This window comes from Paenibacillus sp. FSL R7-0652, assembly GCF_038595045.1.
In the GTDB taxonomy this organism is placed as follows: domain Bacteria; phylum Bacillota; class Bacilli; order Paenibacillales; family Paenibacillaceae; genus Paenibacillus.
Genome location: NZ_CP152001.1, coordinates 6,175,480 through 6,191,382, shown reverse-complemented (window position 1 = coordinate 6,191,382; position 15,903 = coordinate 6,175,480). Strand labels below are relative to the sequence as shown.

General features: G+C 46.6%; 13 protein-coding genes. 10 read left to right on the top strand and 3 right to left on the bottom strand.

The features are described 5' to 3' along the window. Nucleotides 1–129: 129 nt before the first annotated feature. From MKY97_RS26980 to MKY97_RS26965, 4 genes are all read left to right on the top strand, one after another. Nucleotides 130–951 carry an ABC transporter permease gene (locus tag MKY97_RS26980; RefSeq protein WP_342553212.1) on the top strand — a complete coding sequence of 274 codons (822 nt, stop codon included), beginning with the start codon at nucleotides 130–132 and terminating at the stop codon, nucleotides 949–951. Nucleotides 952–955: 4 nt separating this feature from the next. Continuing rightward, the gene (locus MKY97_RS26975; protein WP_145324685.1) at nucleotides 956–1,747 is read left to right on the top strand and encodes an ABC transporter permease; all 792 of its coding nucleotides are present in this window, start codon (nucleotides 956–958) and stop codon (nucleotides 1,745–1,747) included. A gap of 18 nt (nucleotides 1,748–1,765) precedes the next feature. Continuing rightward, nucleotides 1,766–2,824: an ABC transporter ATP-binding protein gene (locus MKY97_RS26970; protein WP_342553211.1), complete on the top strand. Its 1,059-nt coding sequence runs from the start codon at nucleotides 1,766–1,768 to the stop codon at nucleotides 2,822–2,824. Between the two features lie 99 nt (nucleotides 2,825–2,923). After that, nucleotides 2,924–4,690 (top strand): adenine deaminase C-terminal domain-containing protein, encoded by a 1,767-nt coding sequence (locus tag MKY97_RS26965; RefSeq protein WP_342553210.1) that lies wholly within the window; start codon nucleotides 2,924–2,926, stop codon nucleotides 4,688–4,690. A 163-nt stretch (nucleotides 4,691–4,853) separates the two neighbouring features. On the opposite strand, the gene MKY97_RS26960 is transcribed toward MKY97_RS26965, so the two are convergent. Together MKY97_RS26960 and MKY97_RS26955 are read right to left on the bottom strand one after the other, a co-directional pair. Continuing rightward, nucleotides 4,854–5,285, bottom strand: a complete 432-nt coding sequence (locus MKY97_RS26960) for an SMI1/KNR4 family protein (RefSeq protein WP_342553209.1) — start codon at nucleotides 5,283–5,285, stop codon at nucleotides 4,854–4,856. Nucleotides 5,286–5,448: 163 nt separating this feature from the next. Beyond that, nucleotides 5,449–5,712, bottom strand: coding sequence for a hypothetical protein (locus MKY97_RS26955; RefSeq protein ID WP_342553208.1), 264 nt, complete (start codon nucleotides 5,710–5,712; stop codon nucleotides 5,449–5,451). Nucleotides 5,713–5,999: 287 nt separating this feature from the next. Between MKY97_RS26955 and MKY97_RS26950 the strand changes: the two genes are divergently transcribed. The 4 genes from MKY97_RS26950 to MKY97_RS26935 all read left to right on the top strand — a co-directional run bounded on the left by MKY97_RS26950 (nucleotide 6,000) and on the right by MKY97_RS26935 (nucleotide 9,588). Further along, the gene (locus tag MKY97_RS26950) at nucleotides 6,000–6,737 is read left to right on the top strand and encodes an HAD family hydrolase (protein ID WP_342553207.1); all 738 of its coding nucleotides are present in this window, start codon (nucleotides 6,000–6,002) and stop codon (nucleotides 6,735–6,737) included. A gap of 395 nt (nucleotides 6,738–7,132) precedes the next feature. Next, entirely contained in the window at nucleotides 7,133–7,612 is a 480-nt protein-coding gene (locus MKY97_RS26945) for a DNA starvation/stationary phase protection protein (RefSeq protein WP_342553206.1), read from the top strand. Between the two features lie 120 nt (nucleotides 7,613–7,732). Then, the gene (locus tag MKY97_RS26940) at nucleotides 7,733–8,995 is read left to right on the top strand and encodes a nitric oxide synthase oxygenase (protein WP_342553205.1); all 1,263 of its coding nucleotides are present in this window, start codon (nucleotides 7,733–7,735) and stop codon (nucleotides 8,993–8,995) included. Between the two features lie 131 nt (nucleotides 8,996–9,126). Then, entirely contained in the window at nucleotides 9,127–9,588 is a 462-nt protein-coding gene (locus MKY97_RS26935; protein ID WP_342553204.1) for an NUDIX domain-containing protein, read from the top strand. A gap of 140 nt (nucleotides 9,589–9,728) precedes the next feature. Here MKY97_RS26935 and MKY97_RS26930 read toward each other — a convergent pair whose 3' ends face one another. After that, nucleotides 9,729–10,991: an MFS transporter gene (locus tag MKY97_RS26930; RefSeq protein WP_342553203.1), complete on the bottom strand. Its 1,263-nt coding sequence runs from the start codon at nucleotides 10,989–10,991 to the stop codon at nucleotides 9,729–9,731. A gap of 513 nt (nucleotides 10,992–11,504) precedes the next feature. On the opposite strand from MKY97_RS26930, the gene MKY97_RS26925 reads away from it, so the two are divergent. Both MKY97_RS26925 and MKY97_RS26920 read left to right on the top strand, forming a co-directional pair. Continuing rightward, nucleotides 11,505–13,301, top strand: coding sequence for an InlB B-repeat-containing protein (locus MKY97_RS26925; protein WP_342553202.1), 1,797 nt, complete (start codon nucleotides 11,505–11,507; stop codon nucleotides 13,299–13,301). Nucleotides 13,302–13,380: 79 nt separating this feature from the next. Then, a complete protein-coding gene (locus MKY97_RS26920) occupies nucleotides 13,381–15,888 on the top strand; it encodes an S-layer homology domain-containing protein (protein ID WP_342553201.1) in 2,508 nt (835 codons plus the stop codon). Nucleotides 15,889–15,903: the final 15 nt, after the last annotated feature.

The window sequence follows — 15,903 nt, the reverse complement described above, 5'->3', positions numbered from 1 at the left end:
AGGATAACAGCGATCGTAAGAACGATTCGTAACCGGAACGGCTGGCGCAATAACGTGGAGAACTCTTTTTTGAAGGCTGTACCGAACGAAACGTGTGAATAAAACATTTTAGAAGTCAGGAGTATCCCGATGAAAAAATCAGTAATCTACTGGCTGCTGCTGCCGGGATTTGTGTTTTTGGCGGCATTTATGATCATTCCGATTGTCCTGACGATCGGGTCAACGTTCTTTCAGGAGAACGAGTTTACCTTTGAAGGATATATGCATTTTTTCAGAGACCCATACTTTTTGAAAATATTGCTGACCACCCTGCAGGTTAGTGTGGTTACCACCATCGTCTGTGTGGTGCTCGGATTCCCGACAGCTTATTATATTTCGCGGAAAGCACCGCGCCGCAAAGGTATTCTGCTGGCCCTTGCCATTTTCCCTTTGCTGACCAGCCCGGTCGTGCGCTCGTTCAGCTGGATGATCATTCTGGGACGCAAAGGATTAATCAACAATACGTTGATTGGACTCGGCATCGTGGACAAACCGCTGGACATTCTGTATACCCCGGCAGCCATGATGATTGGTCTGACGCATCTGTTTCTGCCGCTCATGATTATCTCGCTGGTCGGTGTACTGGAGAACATTGACGGTGATCTGCTGAAGGCAGCGCAGAGTCTGGGGGCATCCCGTCTGACTGCGTTCCGCCGAGTGGTGTTCCCGCTGGCTGTCCCCGGGCTTGTGATTGGAGCCGTGCTGGTCTTTGTCGGCAGTCTGACGGCGTATACTACGCCTGCCCTCCTTGGGGGTAAACAGCGAGTAATTGCCACGTTCCTGTATCAAAATGCGATGACCCTTAACGACTGGTATCTGGCCTCCGTTGTTGCCGCGATTATGATTGTCATTACATTTGTCGTGGTTGGTGTCATGAACAAAATGGCCAAAACTTTAAATCCGAAGGGGTAGACATATGCGGGAGAAACATATCGGGCTGGGCCTGTTCAGTCTGCTGGTCTTTATCTTTCTGCTGGGCCCGCTTCTGATCATCTCGGTCACTTCATTTGAACCGGGAACGGTACTCAAATTTCCGCCGGAAGGTTTCTCCTTCCGCTGGTACGAAAATATTTTCAACACAGGCGGTTTCCTCCGCACGTTCCAGACATCCATCATCATTTCCCTGCTGGGGAACCTGCTGGCACTGGTGCTTGGAGTTCCGGCAGCATATGCACTCAGTCGTTATGATTTTAAAGGCAAATCCGTGCTGAACGCCCTGTTTCTGTCTCCGGTACTCATCCCGGGAATCGTGCTTGGTTTTACATTGATGAAATACTTGATTGTGATCTACCATCTGCCGATGTACCTGGGTTTGTTAATCGGTCACACGATTATTATGCTGCCGTTTATCATTCGGGTCATTGCATCGAGCCTGTCGAGCTTTGATTTTGCAGTGGAGGAGGCAGCGCTCAGTCTGGGTGCAGGACGGGTAAGAACGTTCTTCACGATTGTGCTTCCCAACATTCGCTCAGGGATTTTGGCGGCGGTGCTGATTGCCTTCCTGGAGTCCTTCAACAACGTGGACATTTCCGTGTTCATGACGGGACCTGGAGTAAGCACACTGCCGATTCAGATGCTGACGTATGTGGAGAATTATTTTGACCCGACGATTGCAGCCATTTCGGTGCTTCTGATGGTATTGACCGGACTTTTAATGTTTGTGATCGAACGGATCATGGGCGGATTTTCATATTTTACTAAACGTTAATTGGAGGCGCAGAACGCTATGGCATTGCTGACACTAGACCACGTATCCGTGGCATACGACAAGCAGACAATCCTGAAGGATTTTCAGTTGGAGCTGGAAAAAGGCAAGCTGCTCTCCCTGCTCGGACCGAGCGGTTGCGGCAAAACGACTACGCTGCGCCTCATCGCCGGATTCCTGGAAGCATCACAGGGCAAGTTTATGTTCGGCGGCAAGGATTATACGAAGGTTCCGGTAAATAAGCGGAATTTCGGATTTGTATTTCAGAGCTATGCGCTGTTCCCGCATCTGTCGGTGTATGACAATGTGGCCTTTGGCCTGCGAATGCGAAAAGTGAAGGACAAGGATATCGCTTCCCGTGTGATGCGTATCCTTGAGGTGGTGAATCTGAACGGGTTCGAGAAACGATTCCCTACAGAGCTGTCCGGTGGACAGCGTCAGCGCGTGGCCATTGCTCGCGCACTCGTGATTGAGCCGGATCTTCTCCTGTTTGATGAACCGCTCAGCAACCTGGACGCCAACCTGCGGCTGAACATGCGTGTGGAGATTCGGCGAATTCAGCAGGAACTTGGCATTACGACGCTGTATGTATCGCATGACCAGGAGGAGTGCTTCTCCATCTCGGATCAGGTGGCGATTATGAATAAAGGCGTGGTCGAGCAGCTTGACCGCCCGGAAACCATTTTTAAATATCCGGCCACAGAATTTGTAGCACGTTTTATCGGATTCCATAACTTTATTGAATTTGCCGATCGCAGTGATGCAGGTGAATCGATTACGCTGCATGCAGGAGGCCGCTCGTTTACGGCGACAGCGCACCCAGGGACAGCACGTCCGGGAGCACGCAAAGGGGCTATTCGTCCAGATGATCTGATCGTGAGCGGAGAGATGACAGGAGATACGAGCAACGCACTGCCGGGTATCATCAAAGTCAGCACGTACCTTGGGCGCAGTTATCAATATGTCGTTGAGACGGAACTGGGTGACTTTACAGCCAATCAGGAGATGGAGACGCCGCATCTCAGCGGCCAGCGTGTGAATCTGATTTTCCCGCAGGATAAGCTTGTACTTGTAGAGTAGAACGAGTGTGATACTTGAATTGGGGATGACATGACGAGGTAAACGCAGCAAAGAAGGCATTTCACGGGTGAGGTGCTGGTAAAGAAGGAGATTATGCTCATGCGTGCAGATCAACTGATAACAAACGTGAATATATATAACAGTTATTATAAACGGTTTGAAAAGAATAATGCTGCCGTACTGGACGGCCGCTTTATGTATATCGGCCCTGGTGGCCCGGAGATGATTGAGGCGGAGGAAGTCATTGATGCCCGGGGAAGGTACATGATTCCCGGTCTGATTGATATCCATCTGCATATTGAGAGCACGATGGTGACGCCGATTACATTTTCTCACGGCTTGATTCGCTGTGGTGTAACTTCGATTGTGGCTGAACCACATGAGATGGCGAACGTGTTTGGTTTGGAGGGTGTTCAGGAGATGATGGCTGCCAGCCGCGAGACGCTGGTGGACATGTTTTATGCCATTCCGAGTTCCGTTCCCGCTACGCCGATGGAGACGACCGGAGGAGCCATTGAGATCGAGGACATGGATGCGCTGCTCGCTACAGGGGAGATCATCTGTCTGGGCGAGATTATGAATTATGTGGATGTGATCCGTGACCCGGATTGCAAAACCAATCAAATTTTACAGCATATTCGTAAAAACTATCCTGATCTCGTCATCGAAGGACATACTCCGAAGTTACTCGGCTTGGACCTGCATCGTTTAATCTACGCCGGTGTCGATTCCGATCATACACATCAGAGTATAGAAGGACTGCAGGCCCGCATTGCAGCAGGCATGTTTATTGAGATTCAGGAGAAGTCAATGACCCCGGAAGTGATGGATTACCTGGTACGGCATGATGTGGCGCAGCATTTCTGCTTTGTCACCGATGATGTCATGCCGGATTCTCTGGTGGAGCGCGGGCATCTGGATCACATTGTTCGCAAAGCAATCCAAATGGGGATGCGTCCGGAGGATGCTGTTTATGCAGCAACATCCACTCCGGCGCAGCGTATGAAAATGACGGATCGCGGCAGCATTGCACCGGGAAAGGTGGCAGATTACATACTGCTGTCAGATCTGGAGCAGCTGACGATTGATCAGGTGTACAAAAAAGGACGCAAAGCTTATGACGACTACGAACCGTATAAGCAGGAACGAACCACGGGTCAGTTTCCCCCTCACTTTTATACCAGTGTGAAGCTGGATATGCTGACTGCGGCAGACTTCTCCATCCAGTTATCGGACCCGAAGGTCGGCGGGAAAGGTTCAAATTCCTCTGGTGAAGGGGAAAAAATGAAGGGAGAAGGAGAAGGACCATATGCATGCCGTGTCATGATGGTGAAGGATGGATCGACCTTTGTGGAAGAGCAGATTGCTTCCATACCGGCAGCAAATGGTGAACTGCTGTGGGAAAACAGTAAGTATGGACAGATTGCCACCTTTGAACGTTATGCAGTGAACGGCAACCGTGCTCACGGTTTAATAGGCGGAGATACGATCAAACGAGGTGCGATTGCCACGACATATTCCCACGACAATCACAACCTGTTAGTGGTTGGACGCAATCGTGAAGATATGATTTTGGCGGCTAACACGGTAATTTCGAGCCATGGTGGATTCTGTGTGGTGGAGGATGGCAGGGTGCTTTCACATTTGGAACTGCCTGTTGGCGGTATTTTGACCGAAGAACCCCTTGCCGTCGTGTCTCATCAGGTGAAGGAACTGCGTGCGGCTATGTTATCTCTGGGCTATGTACACTACAATCCGATTATGTCGATCAGCACCCACTCTCTTGCTGTAAGTCCTGCATTGAAAATAACGGATCACGGCCTGATTGATGTGAATGCAGGCCAAGTTGTGCCGCTGATTGTGTAATTTAAATATACAAATTTCAAAGATTTAGTAGTGGAGTACTTTTAGCATAAAAAGTTTTAGACCCCGTTTCGCCATTGGAAAGTGGTGCGGCGGGGTCATATTGTTCAAGCGGCGAATTCGAAGTCATCCTTCTGTATGCTTAATCGTGCAGGATAAACATGGACTAGATTTTAATCTTTCCTTGTAATGACCATTCCACATATTTGGACACCGACGGGGCAACCCACTTTCGACTATCATTTTCATGATTCCATACAAATACGTCACCTCTACAGAGTCCTTCCCCTGTCACTGGAAACGCGAATAAATCGCCAATGCCGCTTTCTCCGAAGAAAATCAGGTTATTAAATGGCATATAATATTCTTGGAAGTGATCGTCACGATAGTGTCTGTTTCCATTCTTGATTCGATCTGCTGACCAGATTAATCCTAAATCATAAATGGCCCTAACCCCATTGGTTTCCAACAGTATTTCCTTTAATTCGGAAGGGAGAGTGACATGGAACAAGCTCTCAACCTTTAGAATTTCATCTGCAGGTGCAGGAGAACTGAACGTACACTCTTCTGAAATTCCCTTGAAATATTCTTTCCACATGTAGGAGTCCTCCCGTCGTATGTAGTGTAATCATATACCTCGTATGAAACAGCTCTTCTTAGTGTTTAATGAAAAGAAGGCAGCCTGTAATAGACTTCTCCTACTATTTGCTGCTAAATAACGATAGGGAGAGCTATGCAGGACTACCTTTGTTAATTCATGCTTACCAAGTAAGCCAACCACTTGTACGTTTATAATTGTGCAGGAGATCATATTTCTCTTGTTGAATCAGACGTTTCATTTTCGTCCTATACAGACGATAATCGTGTTTTCGATTCATTTTACTTTCTTTGTTGAAATGCACACTCTTGATTCCTTTACGAATCTCCTTGAACTTCTCTTTTCTTGGATCAATGAACTTCCTGCTGGTTTTCAATTCAAGCCATTTTTCATTTTCCCAGGTTGGAATCTCTTTGTGTGTAAACATCTTCATCCCTGTTGTGCGAGGTTATATTTTGGCTTCGAGAGCCATGGCCTTAGACACAACTAATAGAAGAAGACTTTTGGATTGAACATAAGCATCACCTCTGATATTGTTCATCCTAATTTTAACATAAGTACAACTTGTTTTCCCGATGTCATCATCTGATTTAGGGTTGTAATGGTCTCTTTGAAGATACACCGTCATTAATCCCCCTTTGGACGGGACAAATGAATACATATATAGTAAGAAGAGAATGTTCGGACTCGAAAGCAGGAGGGTAGAGAACGACTATGGGTCAAATGAATTGCGTTAAAACTATATTTTTCGACGTGGATGATACTTTATATGATCACCTGCAGCCGCTTCGCGGAGCGCTGCAGGAGGTGCTGGGTTTACCCGATACGTTCGACTATGCGATGGCGTATCATCATTTTCGGTATTACAGCGACTGGTTGTCTGCACAGGAAGATTTGTCTGCGGTTCCCGAACCGGATGCAGTGGAGCGTATGCGAAGCCGCAGGTTTGAACTAACCATGGAGGAGTTTGGAATTGCACTGCAGTTTGGACAAGCACAAGAACTGCAGCGTACGTACCTGAGCAGACAGTTTGAGATTACTCCTTTCCAAGGAGTCTATGATCTGATTCGAAGACTTCAGGCGGAGGGGCATATGGTGGGTTTGATTACGAATGGAGAAGGCCCGCATCAGCGGCGCAAGTTAGAAGCGCTGGATGTGTTCAGTCTGGTGGATGAGCAGCTGATCTTTATCTCGGGTGAGATTGGTTATGCCAAACCGGACAGCAGACTGTTTGAACATGTGAACAAGCAGACAAGGACAGCAGCAGATCACTGCTATTATATTGGAGACTCGTGGCGCAACGATGTGGCAGGTGCGGTTGATGCTGGCTGGAACATCATATGGTTCAACCACCGCGAGGCGTCGCCCGAATCAGACCATCAGCCTCATTTTACAGCACAGAACTATGCAGAGATTAGCCGGATTCTTACGTTTGAGCATGCTCGTTCATAAGAAAAATTATAAATAAGAACACACCTACTAAGACATACCTATATTGTCATAGAAAGCATGCAGTCCTGTCATCTGCCGAAGAGGAAGGGCTGTCTTTTTATGTTTAACGAGGTGTGTGAGAATGTTCACTGAAGACCGGTAGGGTTGACTGTATAACTACACAAGCAGCTTTGGGATGAAGAATACGCTCAAGTTGATCATGAAGTCAGCTTCATGGAATCTTCATTTGGAAGAGAGAGCAAAGCTCTTTTCAAAGTGTATAGGTGGTGTTATAATTAAAACAAGATTTAGATTAAGTCTAAATTAAAGATTGGATATTTAATTAACGCAGTTAAAATCAGTTTTAAATGTATGCTTAAAAAACTTAACGAACTATTCGAAAGGGGATAAATTCCATGAGCACAATCCAAACTAACCAAAACACATCTGCAGCAAACACAGCTAAACTTCAAGAGGTCTTGAACCGTCAGATCGCTGGATGGTCTGTTCTCTACACAAAGCTCCATAATTTCCATTGGTATGTTAAAGGACCACATTTCTTCACACTTCATGCGAAATTCGAAGAGCTTTACAATCTGACTACCGCGAATATGGACGAAGTGGCTGAGCGTCTACTGACCATTGGAGGTCGTCCTTCAGCGACAATGGCAGAACAGCTGCGTCTATCTCCAATTCAAGAGGCAGAAGGACAATTTTCCGCTGAACAAATGGTGGAACAGGTGGTTGCTGATCTGAATAAGATGCTGTCTGTTATTCGCCAAGGCATTGATGAGGCTGGAGAAGCAGGAGACAATGCAACCGAAGATATGATGATCGGGTTTACAGCAGCGCTGGATAAAGAAATCTGGATGTTAAATGCTTTTTTGGGCAAGTAACCAAATTTTCTCGTCCTCCTGGAAGTGATATGTAGAGTCCGTGAACAAACATCCCGTTCGCTTACAAATCCGGTGTACTTCCCGTATAATAATGGCATCCAAGATGTACAGAATGGTGGAATGAAAATGCGGACAGACCTGGATCGATTGCAGGAAGAAGCTGAACGGTTTATATATACAAGTTATGAAGAGCTGGGCCATACGCGTGAAGACGCAGAGGCCCGGCTTATTGCCATTACACGCGAAATAGAAGAAACAGGTACTTATATCCACACCGCCAAAGAGCTGGAACATGGCTGCAGAATGGCTTGGCGGAACAGCAACCGCTGTATCGGTCGTCTGTTCTGGGACAAGCTGCGGATCGTGGATGCCCGGCATGCGGATACGGCAGGTACAGCTGCGCAAGCGGTATTGGATCACATCCATAATGCTTCAAACGGGGGGAAGATCATTCCGACAATCACGATCTTGCCGCCGGAAGGCCCATCCGGAGCGCCCATCCGCATCTGGAATCACCAGTTGATCCGGTATGCGGGATACGAGACGGAAAAAGGTATTTTGGGTGATCCAGCATCCGTTGAGCTCACCAAAGCCGCTATCTCACTCGGCTGGCAGGGAGCTGGCGGGGATTATGATGTGCTGCCGCTCATTATCCAGGCCCAAGGACAAGCTCCAGAATGGTACGTGATTCCTGACGATGAGATCGTCGAGGTACAGATTGAGCACCCTGAGTGTACCGAGATCGCCGAGCTGGGTTTACGCTGGTACGGTGTGCCAATGATTGCGGATATGCGTGTGGAGATCGGGGGTATTAACTACCCGGCAGCACCGTTTAACGGATGGTATATGGAAACCGAGATTGGTGCGCGTAATCTGGCCGACACCTTCCGATATAACAAGCTGCCGGCTGCAGCTGAAGCACTTGGACTGAATACGTCGAGTGAAACGACACTTTGGAAGGATCGCGCTCTGGTGGAGCTGAACGTGGCTGTGCTGCATTCCTTCAAGAAGGCAGGCGTGAGCATTGTAGACCATCATACGGCTGCTTCACAATTTGCCCTGTTTGAACAGCGGGAAGAGAAGGCTGGACGCGAGCTGACCGGAGACTGGGTGTGGTTGATCCCTCCGGTATCTCCAGCCACCACCCATATTTTCCACAGTTCTTACCGGAATGAGATTGTTAAGCCGAACTTTTTCCACCAGGACCCTGCATATCAATTTCAGGGCAGCATTGCCGTGGCTGCTGATCCGAGCAGCAGTAAGCAGCGTGTTGAGCAGCCGAATCAGACACTCCGAGCGTATCCATCTGCTGAACCCGCTCGGTCGCAGGCAGGGAAGTCTCAGGCCGAGAGTACTCCAATGAAATGCCCGTTTGCACATTAAGTTGTGTGAGCGGGTTTATTTTTTTGGATCTTTCTGTATATAAAATATGAAAATTCAAACCCACTTTTTTCTATATATGAATACATGAAACAGCTCCATACTTAGTACATACATTATAGGGAGGCGATAGTATGGGATACATTGAGATGCTGCGAGGGCTGGTGGGGAATACTCCATTAATTTTGGTGAGGCCAAGTGTACTTATTGTTAATCACAAGCAGGAGATTCTATTAGTCAGGTATAGGGATGATAACAGTTGGGGAGTACCGGGTGGAATGATGGAACTGGGGGAGTCTGTTGAAGAATGCGCACGAAGAGAAGTTAGAGAAGAGATCGGCATAGAAATGAAAAGATTACAGTTATACGGTGTATTTTCGGGAGAAGAGTTACATACTCGATTAAGAAATGGTGATGAATATTACAATGTAGTTATTGGTTATATCTGTACCCAGTATGAAGGAGAGTTAAAGCCTGATGGGGAAGAAGTTGTTGAAGCAGGGTTTTATAGTCTGACAGAGCTGCCTGAGAGAACAGATCCGTATATAAAACAAAAAATTCTAGAAAATGCACACGCTTTGAATATGCTGCTCTAAACGTTCCGAAGAGATGCACCTTTAGGTAGGTCAGCATCTCTTTTAGCATTCTGTGACAGCTGCAGATTTTACAGCCGCAATTTTGAGTCATGAACAATATTTACAGCCTGGTCCAGATGATTTGCAAATAAAAAACTCCCTCACCCCTGTTTTACCCGATACCGGGTTCGCATCACAGCCTGGACAGCAATGGCCGCTACGATCAAAAGCAGGTTGAAGACGAACACAGCATAGAGGGATGAAGTCTCCATCAAAAGCGCTGCAATCAGAGGAGAAACGATAGAGCCGATCTCGGCTGAGGAGACAATTTTACCAATGGCGGAGCTTCGATTCGCTTCAGGGACGTGATCACCAATATGCGCGAAAAAAGAATCCATGTAACATGCTCCGCCAATACCCCCAATGAACATACCGATGTATACCCAGAGGTGGGCAGACGTACTCAAGAAGACCATGACTTCTACCCCAATCAGGGACATTCCGAGCATGCATAATAGAAGCCGATCTCCCAATCGGTCGGAAAGAAAACCAACTAAAGGGGCGGAAGCAAGGGTAGATACACCGGCTATGGTGAAGGCTAGACTGACGGCTAAAGTACTCCACTGCATTACTTGAGAGGCGTAGAGCGCAAAATACGTCAGAAAAACAGCATAGGCACTCATCTCCAAAGCATGTACTGTAATGTAACCGATAAGCAGTGGTCTCTTTGTCATTGTAACCGGATGAGATATTGCCTGAATGGATTCTGTCGTGGGAGCTGCCGGAGGAGGAACATTCTTTCGATTATTCTGATTCCGATTGTAATGATGATTGTTGACTGAATGGGAAGCTTCTAATGATACAGATTGTTTCCGTGTGGAGTCTTTGATACCCATGGCTGTAACGACTGCAATGAGGCAGCAGAGTGCGACCAGCAGAAAAGGTACAGACAAGGGCCAGTGTATGGCAAGCCAGCCGCTAATCACCGGGCCAAGAACCATACCACCACCTTCACTGCTGCTGATATAACCGTTGTACAAGCCCCGATTCTCGACACTGCCGCCATCCCCAATGATGGAGCGTACCACTACGGTCAGGCCGGAAGAGGCGAGTCCCTGCAGCAGGCGAAGGAGACCGAAGAAAATTGCGGACTTGGATACGGCGAATCCCCCCATACACAAGGCGAGTGCAGCCAGCATGAAGATTAGTGCTCGTTTGCCCCCGAGTTTACGGTAAAGAGCTGCTGCCGGAACGCCGCCGATCACTTTCCCGACATAAAACAGGGCAAATATCATTCCGAGCATCCAGCCGGACAAACCGAATTCCTCCATAAACAGCGGAAACAAAGGCAGAATCATAAATCCGCCCATTTGGCTAAGAAAACAGATACCGATTAACAGGGGCAGATTACGGCGCATCTCCATGATTCTCCTCACCTCATATCCATGATATTACCTGTCTCCGCTTCATACGTCATATACAGAGCTCTTGATTGGTATTACTTGGACGGATACTGTTTCGGAACAGTTATCAATCGAAAATCCGATAACAACATAGTATTGGAAGTTTTAGAATGCAGTTTTGTAGTAAAAGGGATGAGTTAATAAGGCTGTGCAGTGGAACGATTCATAATATTGATCAATGATGAGGAAGGTGCATCGGACCTATAGGAGATTTCTCTTGAACAAGTGGGAGATATCACTTTCGTGGGATTTATCTGGATCAGGATGTGAAATGCTAAATGCATTTATAAGGCAAATTATAGAGGTTCTATATCATATGGCTGTTGCAAAAGACCCCCTATTTTTCGAGGGGTCTCTACATCGTGGAGAGGAATTGATAGTGAAAATTGTCGATTTTTAAGGTTTTTTTAAGGTTGATTTTTTTATGATGGGTGATATGTTGCAGTACTGTGCCGAACGAGGGGGAAGAAATAAATGAAAAAGAGCAGTAAGAGCAGCAGAAAAGCTGTTATATGGATGCTGGTATTTGCATTCATCGTTGGGCCGCTTGTAATATTCCAGGGGGCAGATTCTGACCGTGCCTATGCAGCTTCAAGCAAGTGGAAGGTTCTGGGTGGGGAGCACTTTTATACGAAATACATGCGATACACAGATATGGCAGTGGACAATGGAGCTGCCTATGTGACTTTGCAAAATGAGAATGGCAGCATCGAGATCATGAGATACCGGAGCACAGATGGTTGGACAAAGTTGGATAAAACGGGAATTAACGATCAAACATTCTATCATACTCCGATTGTAGTACGTGACGGCATCCCTTACATCGTGTATCCAGACCGTTCTTTAGAGAATAAAACTACGATTATGAAGTATACCGAGGGGAGTGGTTGGTCTCCAGTAGGAAATCCAAGTTCCGTACCATTGTGGGGACATGAACCAAGTATGGCCATTGGTGAGGATGGGACCTTCTATCTTGCTTTTGGTAATAATAGAAAAATATACGTTATGAAGCTCGATTCGACAACCGGGAATTGGGAGTATGTGGGCAAGGAAATCTATTCACCAGATAGTATTTACCGTATGACACTTAAGGTTGATAACGGGGTACCCTTTTTATCTTATCAGTATTCATATAATGGCTATAACACAATCGTAATGAAATACACCGAATCTACCAATTGGGAACGGCTTGGGAATAATGCGTTAGATCCGAACTCAAATTATCTTGCTTCTTTTGATGTGTATCAAGGGAAGCCATATATATCTTATGTGGACAGGCTTCATGATTATAAAGCTACAGTACTGTCTTACGATGAGCAGAGCGGTTGGACTCCAGTAGGTTCTGAGGGTTTTACCCCCGATAGGGCTGCTTTCACAGCATTAGCTTTGGATAGTCAGGGAGTTCCCTATATTGCTTATCGAGAAGGCAATCAAGCTAAAGCAACAGTGATGAAATACAATGGTGTCAATGGATGGGAAACGGTTGGACAGAACAGTTTTTCTGCAGAAGCAGTTTATGAAACAATGCTTGCTATTGATCATGATGATGTACCGTATATCGCTTACACAGACAGCACCACTGGCATAGGCGGCGTCATGATGACATATGCGGAAGGAAGTCAAGTATCCTATGACAGTAACGGAGCTTCTGATGGTACTATACCGAATGACTTGAAAGTATATGAGGATCAAGACACTGTCACTGTGTTTGGAAATACGGGGAATTTATTAAAACTGGGTCATACATTTGCCGGATGGAATACTGCTGCGGATGGTAGTGGAACTAATTATGCCAGCGGGGATACGTTTACTATGGGCGGAACGGATATTGTTCTATATGCCAAGTGGTTGTCTTCAAATATAACAGTTGGCTATGAACCTGGCGAGCATGGCACCATCAGTGGAACAAGTGAGCAAATACTACCTGGCAGCCATCCAGTGGATGTGCCAAACGTCACGCCAGCAAATGGTTACCGGTTTGTCGGTTGGAGCAGCGACGGGGGAGTTACCAAGTTAAGCACAGCGCAAGTACAGGTCTTAACGATTACAGCACCAATTACATTTACAGCGTATTATAGTGGATTCCTTAAAGGGGATGCTGACGGAGATGGCATTGTTACAGCCGCTGACGCGCTGCTGCTGACCAGATATTTAAAGGGGAAAATCACATTATCCGCTGAACAGCTTCAAGCTTTAGATGTCAATGAGGATGGCGTTCTGGATGAACGAGATGTACATGCTATTTTAAGTCTATATGTAGGAAAGGGTTGAATATATGCAGACGCATAGGTTCTACAAACATAACACTGTATGTAAAAAGCTTATTGCCATGTTGGTAATTATAAGTATAATGTTGCCCGCCAGTTTAAGTGCTGTTGTTTGGGCGGATAACTCTCCCTCACCTGATACAGTCGAATTAATTCAGGCAGAAGGTTTTTCAGGTGAACTGGTCGACGTGCCGGTGTATGTTACACCGGATGAATTCATTTATAAGTACAGCATTCATATACAATATGATTCAGAGTCACTGGAACTTGTGCAGGATCGGGCGGTGACTAATGAGCTCTTAATAAATCCTCAAGAAGAGTTTAATACAGATGTATCGACCGCAGGTATTATTAAGATGCAGGCTAGTTTAATTGAAAATATAATTGTGACAGAGAGAACCAAGGTAGCTACAATCCATTTTAAAATCAAGGATAACGTGCCAGCAGGATCGATAATTCTCGATGTAACTAAACACGATTTGTACGAGAGTAATGAACCGGCCAATCCTTCATTCGGTATTCAGGGGGAAATTACAGTGAAGACTCCCCGATATACCGTTATATTTGACTCCACAGGTGGCAGCTTAGTAGAGAATACTCCAGGTGTAAGCAAAGGTTCGCTTATAAATGAGCCTTTATCCCCAACGAAGGATGGCTATCATTTCGCAGGATGGTACAAGGATGAAGCTTTGACAGAGGATTGGGTTTTCTTAACGGATATCGTCAATGGAAACCTCACATTATATGCCAAATGGATCAAAGATGAAGTGAAAAAGGCAGATATTCAGATTGGTTCTGTCAGTGGATTGCCAGGATCGAATGTACAAATTCCTGTAACGGTAACAAACACAACGGCCGGAATCGGCTCTTATGGTATGCAGATTGACTTTGATGCTAATGCACTTGAGGTCACCAGTATCATCGGGGGGACAGACCTCTATTTTGATAGTAATTATAACAACCAGGCTGGTTGGTTAAAGACAGCATGGGCAGACCGTGATGGTGGAGATGCACGGATTGAATCAGGCCAAACGATGTTTACCGTGTCGTTCCGTATCAAGAGTAGTGCAGCGGCAGGTGAGAAAGCTTTGAGCGTACGCACTCAAGATGCTGCCTATTTCAAAGTCACTAACGAATCAGGACTTGACATGGAGAAAACACTGATTCCAGGAAAAGTGACAGTGAACGGTAATGGAAGTAATGGTAATGGCGGAGGTTCTGGCGGTAACGGCGGAACTGTCGGCAGCGGGGGGACGAGCAGTAACGGAAGTTCTGGCAGCACGGGAGAGCCAAGCAGACCATCTCCAGTTGCGACGTCACCTGCAGCACCTCCACAACTAGGCGGTGTCGATGTTCTGGTGAACGGAAAAGCAGAACAGGCCGGTATATCGGTAAAGAGTGCTCGGGGAGAACAAGCTGTCAACACGGTTCACATGGATTCTCGGAAATTGGAAGCAAAGCTGGCTGCTGAGGGTGAAGGCTCACGTGTGACAATTGCCTTTAAAGGAAATGAGGACATTGTCATTGGACAGTTGGATGCGCAGATGGTCAAAAATATGGAGCTTAAAAAGGCTGTGCTTGAACTGCGCACATCTCAAGCGACATACACCATACCTGCGCAGTATTTGAAGCCTGAAGCTATCGCTCGTCAGATGGGTAGCGGCATCGCGCTTCAAGATATTGAGGTTCAGATTGAAGTTAGTCCTGCATCGGCTGAAACAGTAAAGCGTGCAGAGCGCGCTGCGTTGCAGAATAACCTGACACTGGTTGCCCCTACGTACGATTTTACCATTCGTGCACTGCATCAGAATCAGACAATAGAAATCTCCAAGTTTGATGCCTATGTTGAGCGAAGCATAGCTCTGCCTGAGGGTATTGATCCTACACGGATTACAACTGGAGTAGTCATTGATGCCGATGGAAAAATACGACACGTGCCAACAAAAGTAATCAAGGATAATGATACGTACTTTGCTCAAATTAACAGCCTAACGAACAGCACATATTCCGTTGTATGGCATCCACTTGAGTATGTCGATGTTGCGGATCATTGGTCCAAAACAGCTGTAAACGATATGGGCTCAAGGATGATTATTGAAGGAACTGGCGAAGGAATGTTCAGCCCGAATCGCGACATTACCCGCGCTGAGTTTGCTGCCATCCTGATTCGGGGTATGGGTCTTGCACCGCAGCAAGGATCATCATCGTTCTCGGATATTGCTGATTCAGACTGGTATAACGGAGCTGTTAACACAGCAGTATCATTCGGGTTAATGGCTGGATACGCAGATGGCATGTTCCGACCAGAGGACAGAATTACACGTGAGCAAGCCATGGTTGTTCTGGAAAGAGCGATGTCTAAAACCGGGTTGAACCTTCAGCCTGTCAGCACTGTGAATGAAGAAATGCTCTATCCATTCCAAGATACAAAACAATTGGCAGATTGGGCACGTGGTGCTGCTGCATTTAATCTGCAGCAGGGGCTCATTACAGGTAGACATGCTGTAGAATTGGCACCTAAAAAGCATATGACCCGCGCTGAAGCAGCGGCTGTAATGCAGCGGCTGTTGAAACAGTCCAAACTAATTTAATTTCTCCAATTTCTG

Excerpts from the sequence above, each read along its gene's own strand:
- MKY97_RS26980 (WP_342553212.1), top strand. The coding sequence starts at position 130 with ATGAAAAAATCAGTAATCTACTGGCTGCTGCTGCCGGGATTTGTGTTT.
- MKY97_RS26975 (WP_145324685.1), top strand. The coding sequence starts at position 956 with ATGCGGGAGAAACATATCGGGCTGGGCCTGTTCAGTCTGCTGGTCTTT.
- MKY97_RS26970 (WP_342553211.1), top strand. The coding sequence starts at position 1,766 with ATGGCATTGCTGACACTAGACCACGTATCCGTGGCATACGACAAGCAG.
- MKY97_RS26965 (WP_342553210.1), top strand. The coding sequence starts at position 2,924 with ATGCGTGCAGATCAACTGATAACAAACGTGAATATATATAACAGTTAT.
- MKY97_RS26960 (WP_342553209.1), bottom strand. The coding sequence starts at position 5,285 with ATGTGGAAAGAATATTTCAAGGGAATTTCAGAAGAGTGTACGTTCAGT.
- MKY97_RS26955 (WP_342553208.1), bottom strand. The coding sequence starts at position 5,712 with ATGTTTACACACAAAGAGATTCCAACCTGGGAAAATGAAAAATGGCTT.
- MKY97_RS26950 (WP_342553207.1), top strand. The coding sequence starts at position 6,000 with ATGGGTCAAATGAATTGCGTTAAAACTATATTTTTCGACGTGGATGAT.
- MKY97_RS26945 (WP_342553206.1), top strand. The coding sequence starts at position 7,133 with ATGAGCACAATCCAAACTAACCAAAACACATCTGCAGCAAACACAGCT.
- MKY97_RS26940 (WP_342553205.1), top strand. The coding sequence starts at position 7,733 with ATGAAAATGCGGACAGACCTGGATCGATTGCAGGAAGAAGCTGAACGG.
- MKY97_RS26935 (WP_342553204.1), top strand. The coding sequence starts at position 9,127 with ATGGGATACATTGAGATGCTGCGAGGGCTGGTGGGGAATACTCCATTA.
- MKY97_RS26930 (WP_342553203.1), bottom strand. The coding sequence starts at position 10,991 with ATGGAGATGCGCCGTAATCTGCCCCTGTTAATCGGTATCTGTTTTCTT.
- MKY97_RS26925 (WP_342553202.1), top strand. The coding sequence starts at position 11,505 with ATGAAAAAGAGCAGTAAGAGCAGCAGAAAAGCTGTTATATGGATGCTG.
- MKY97_RS26920 (WP_342553201.1), top strand. The coding sequence starts at position 13,381 with ATGTTGCCCGCCAGTTTAAGTGCTGTTGTTTGGGCGGATAACTCTCCC.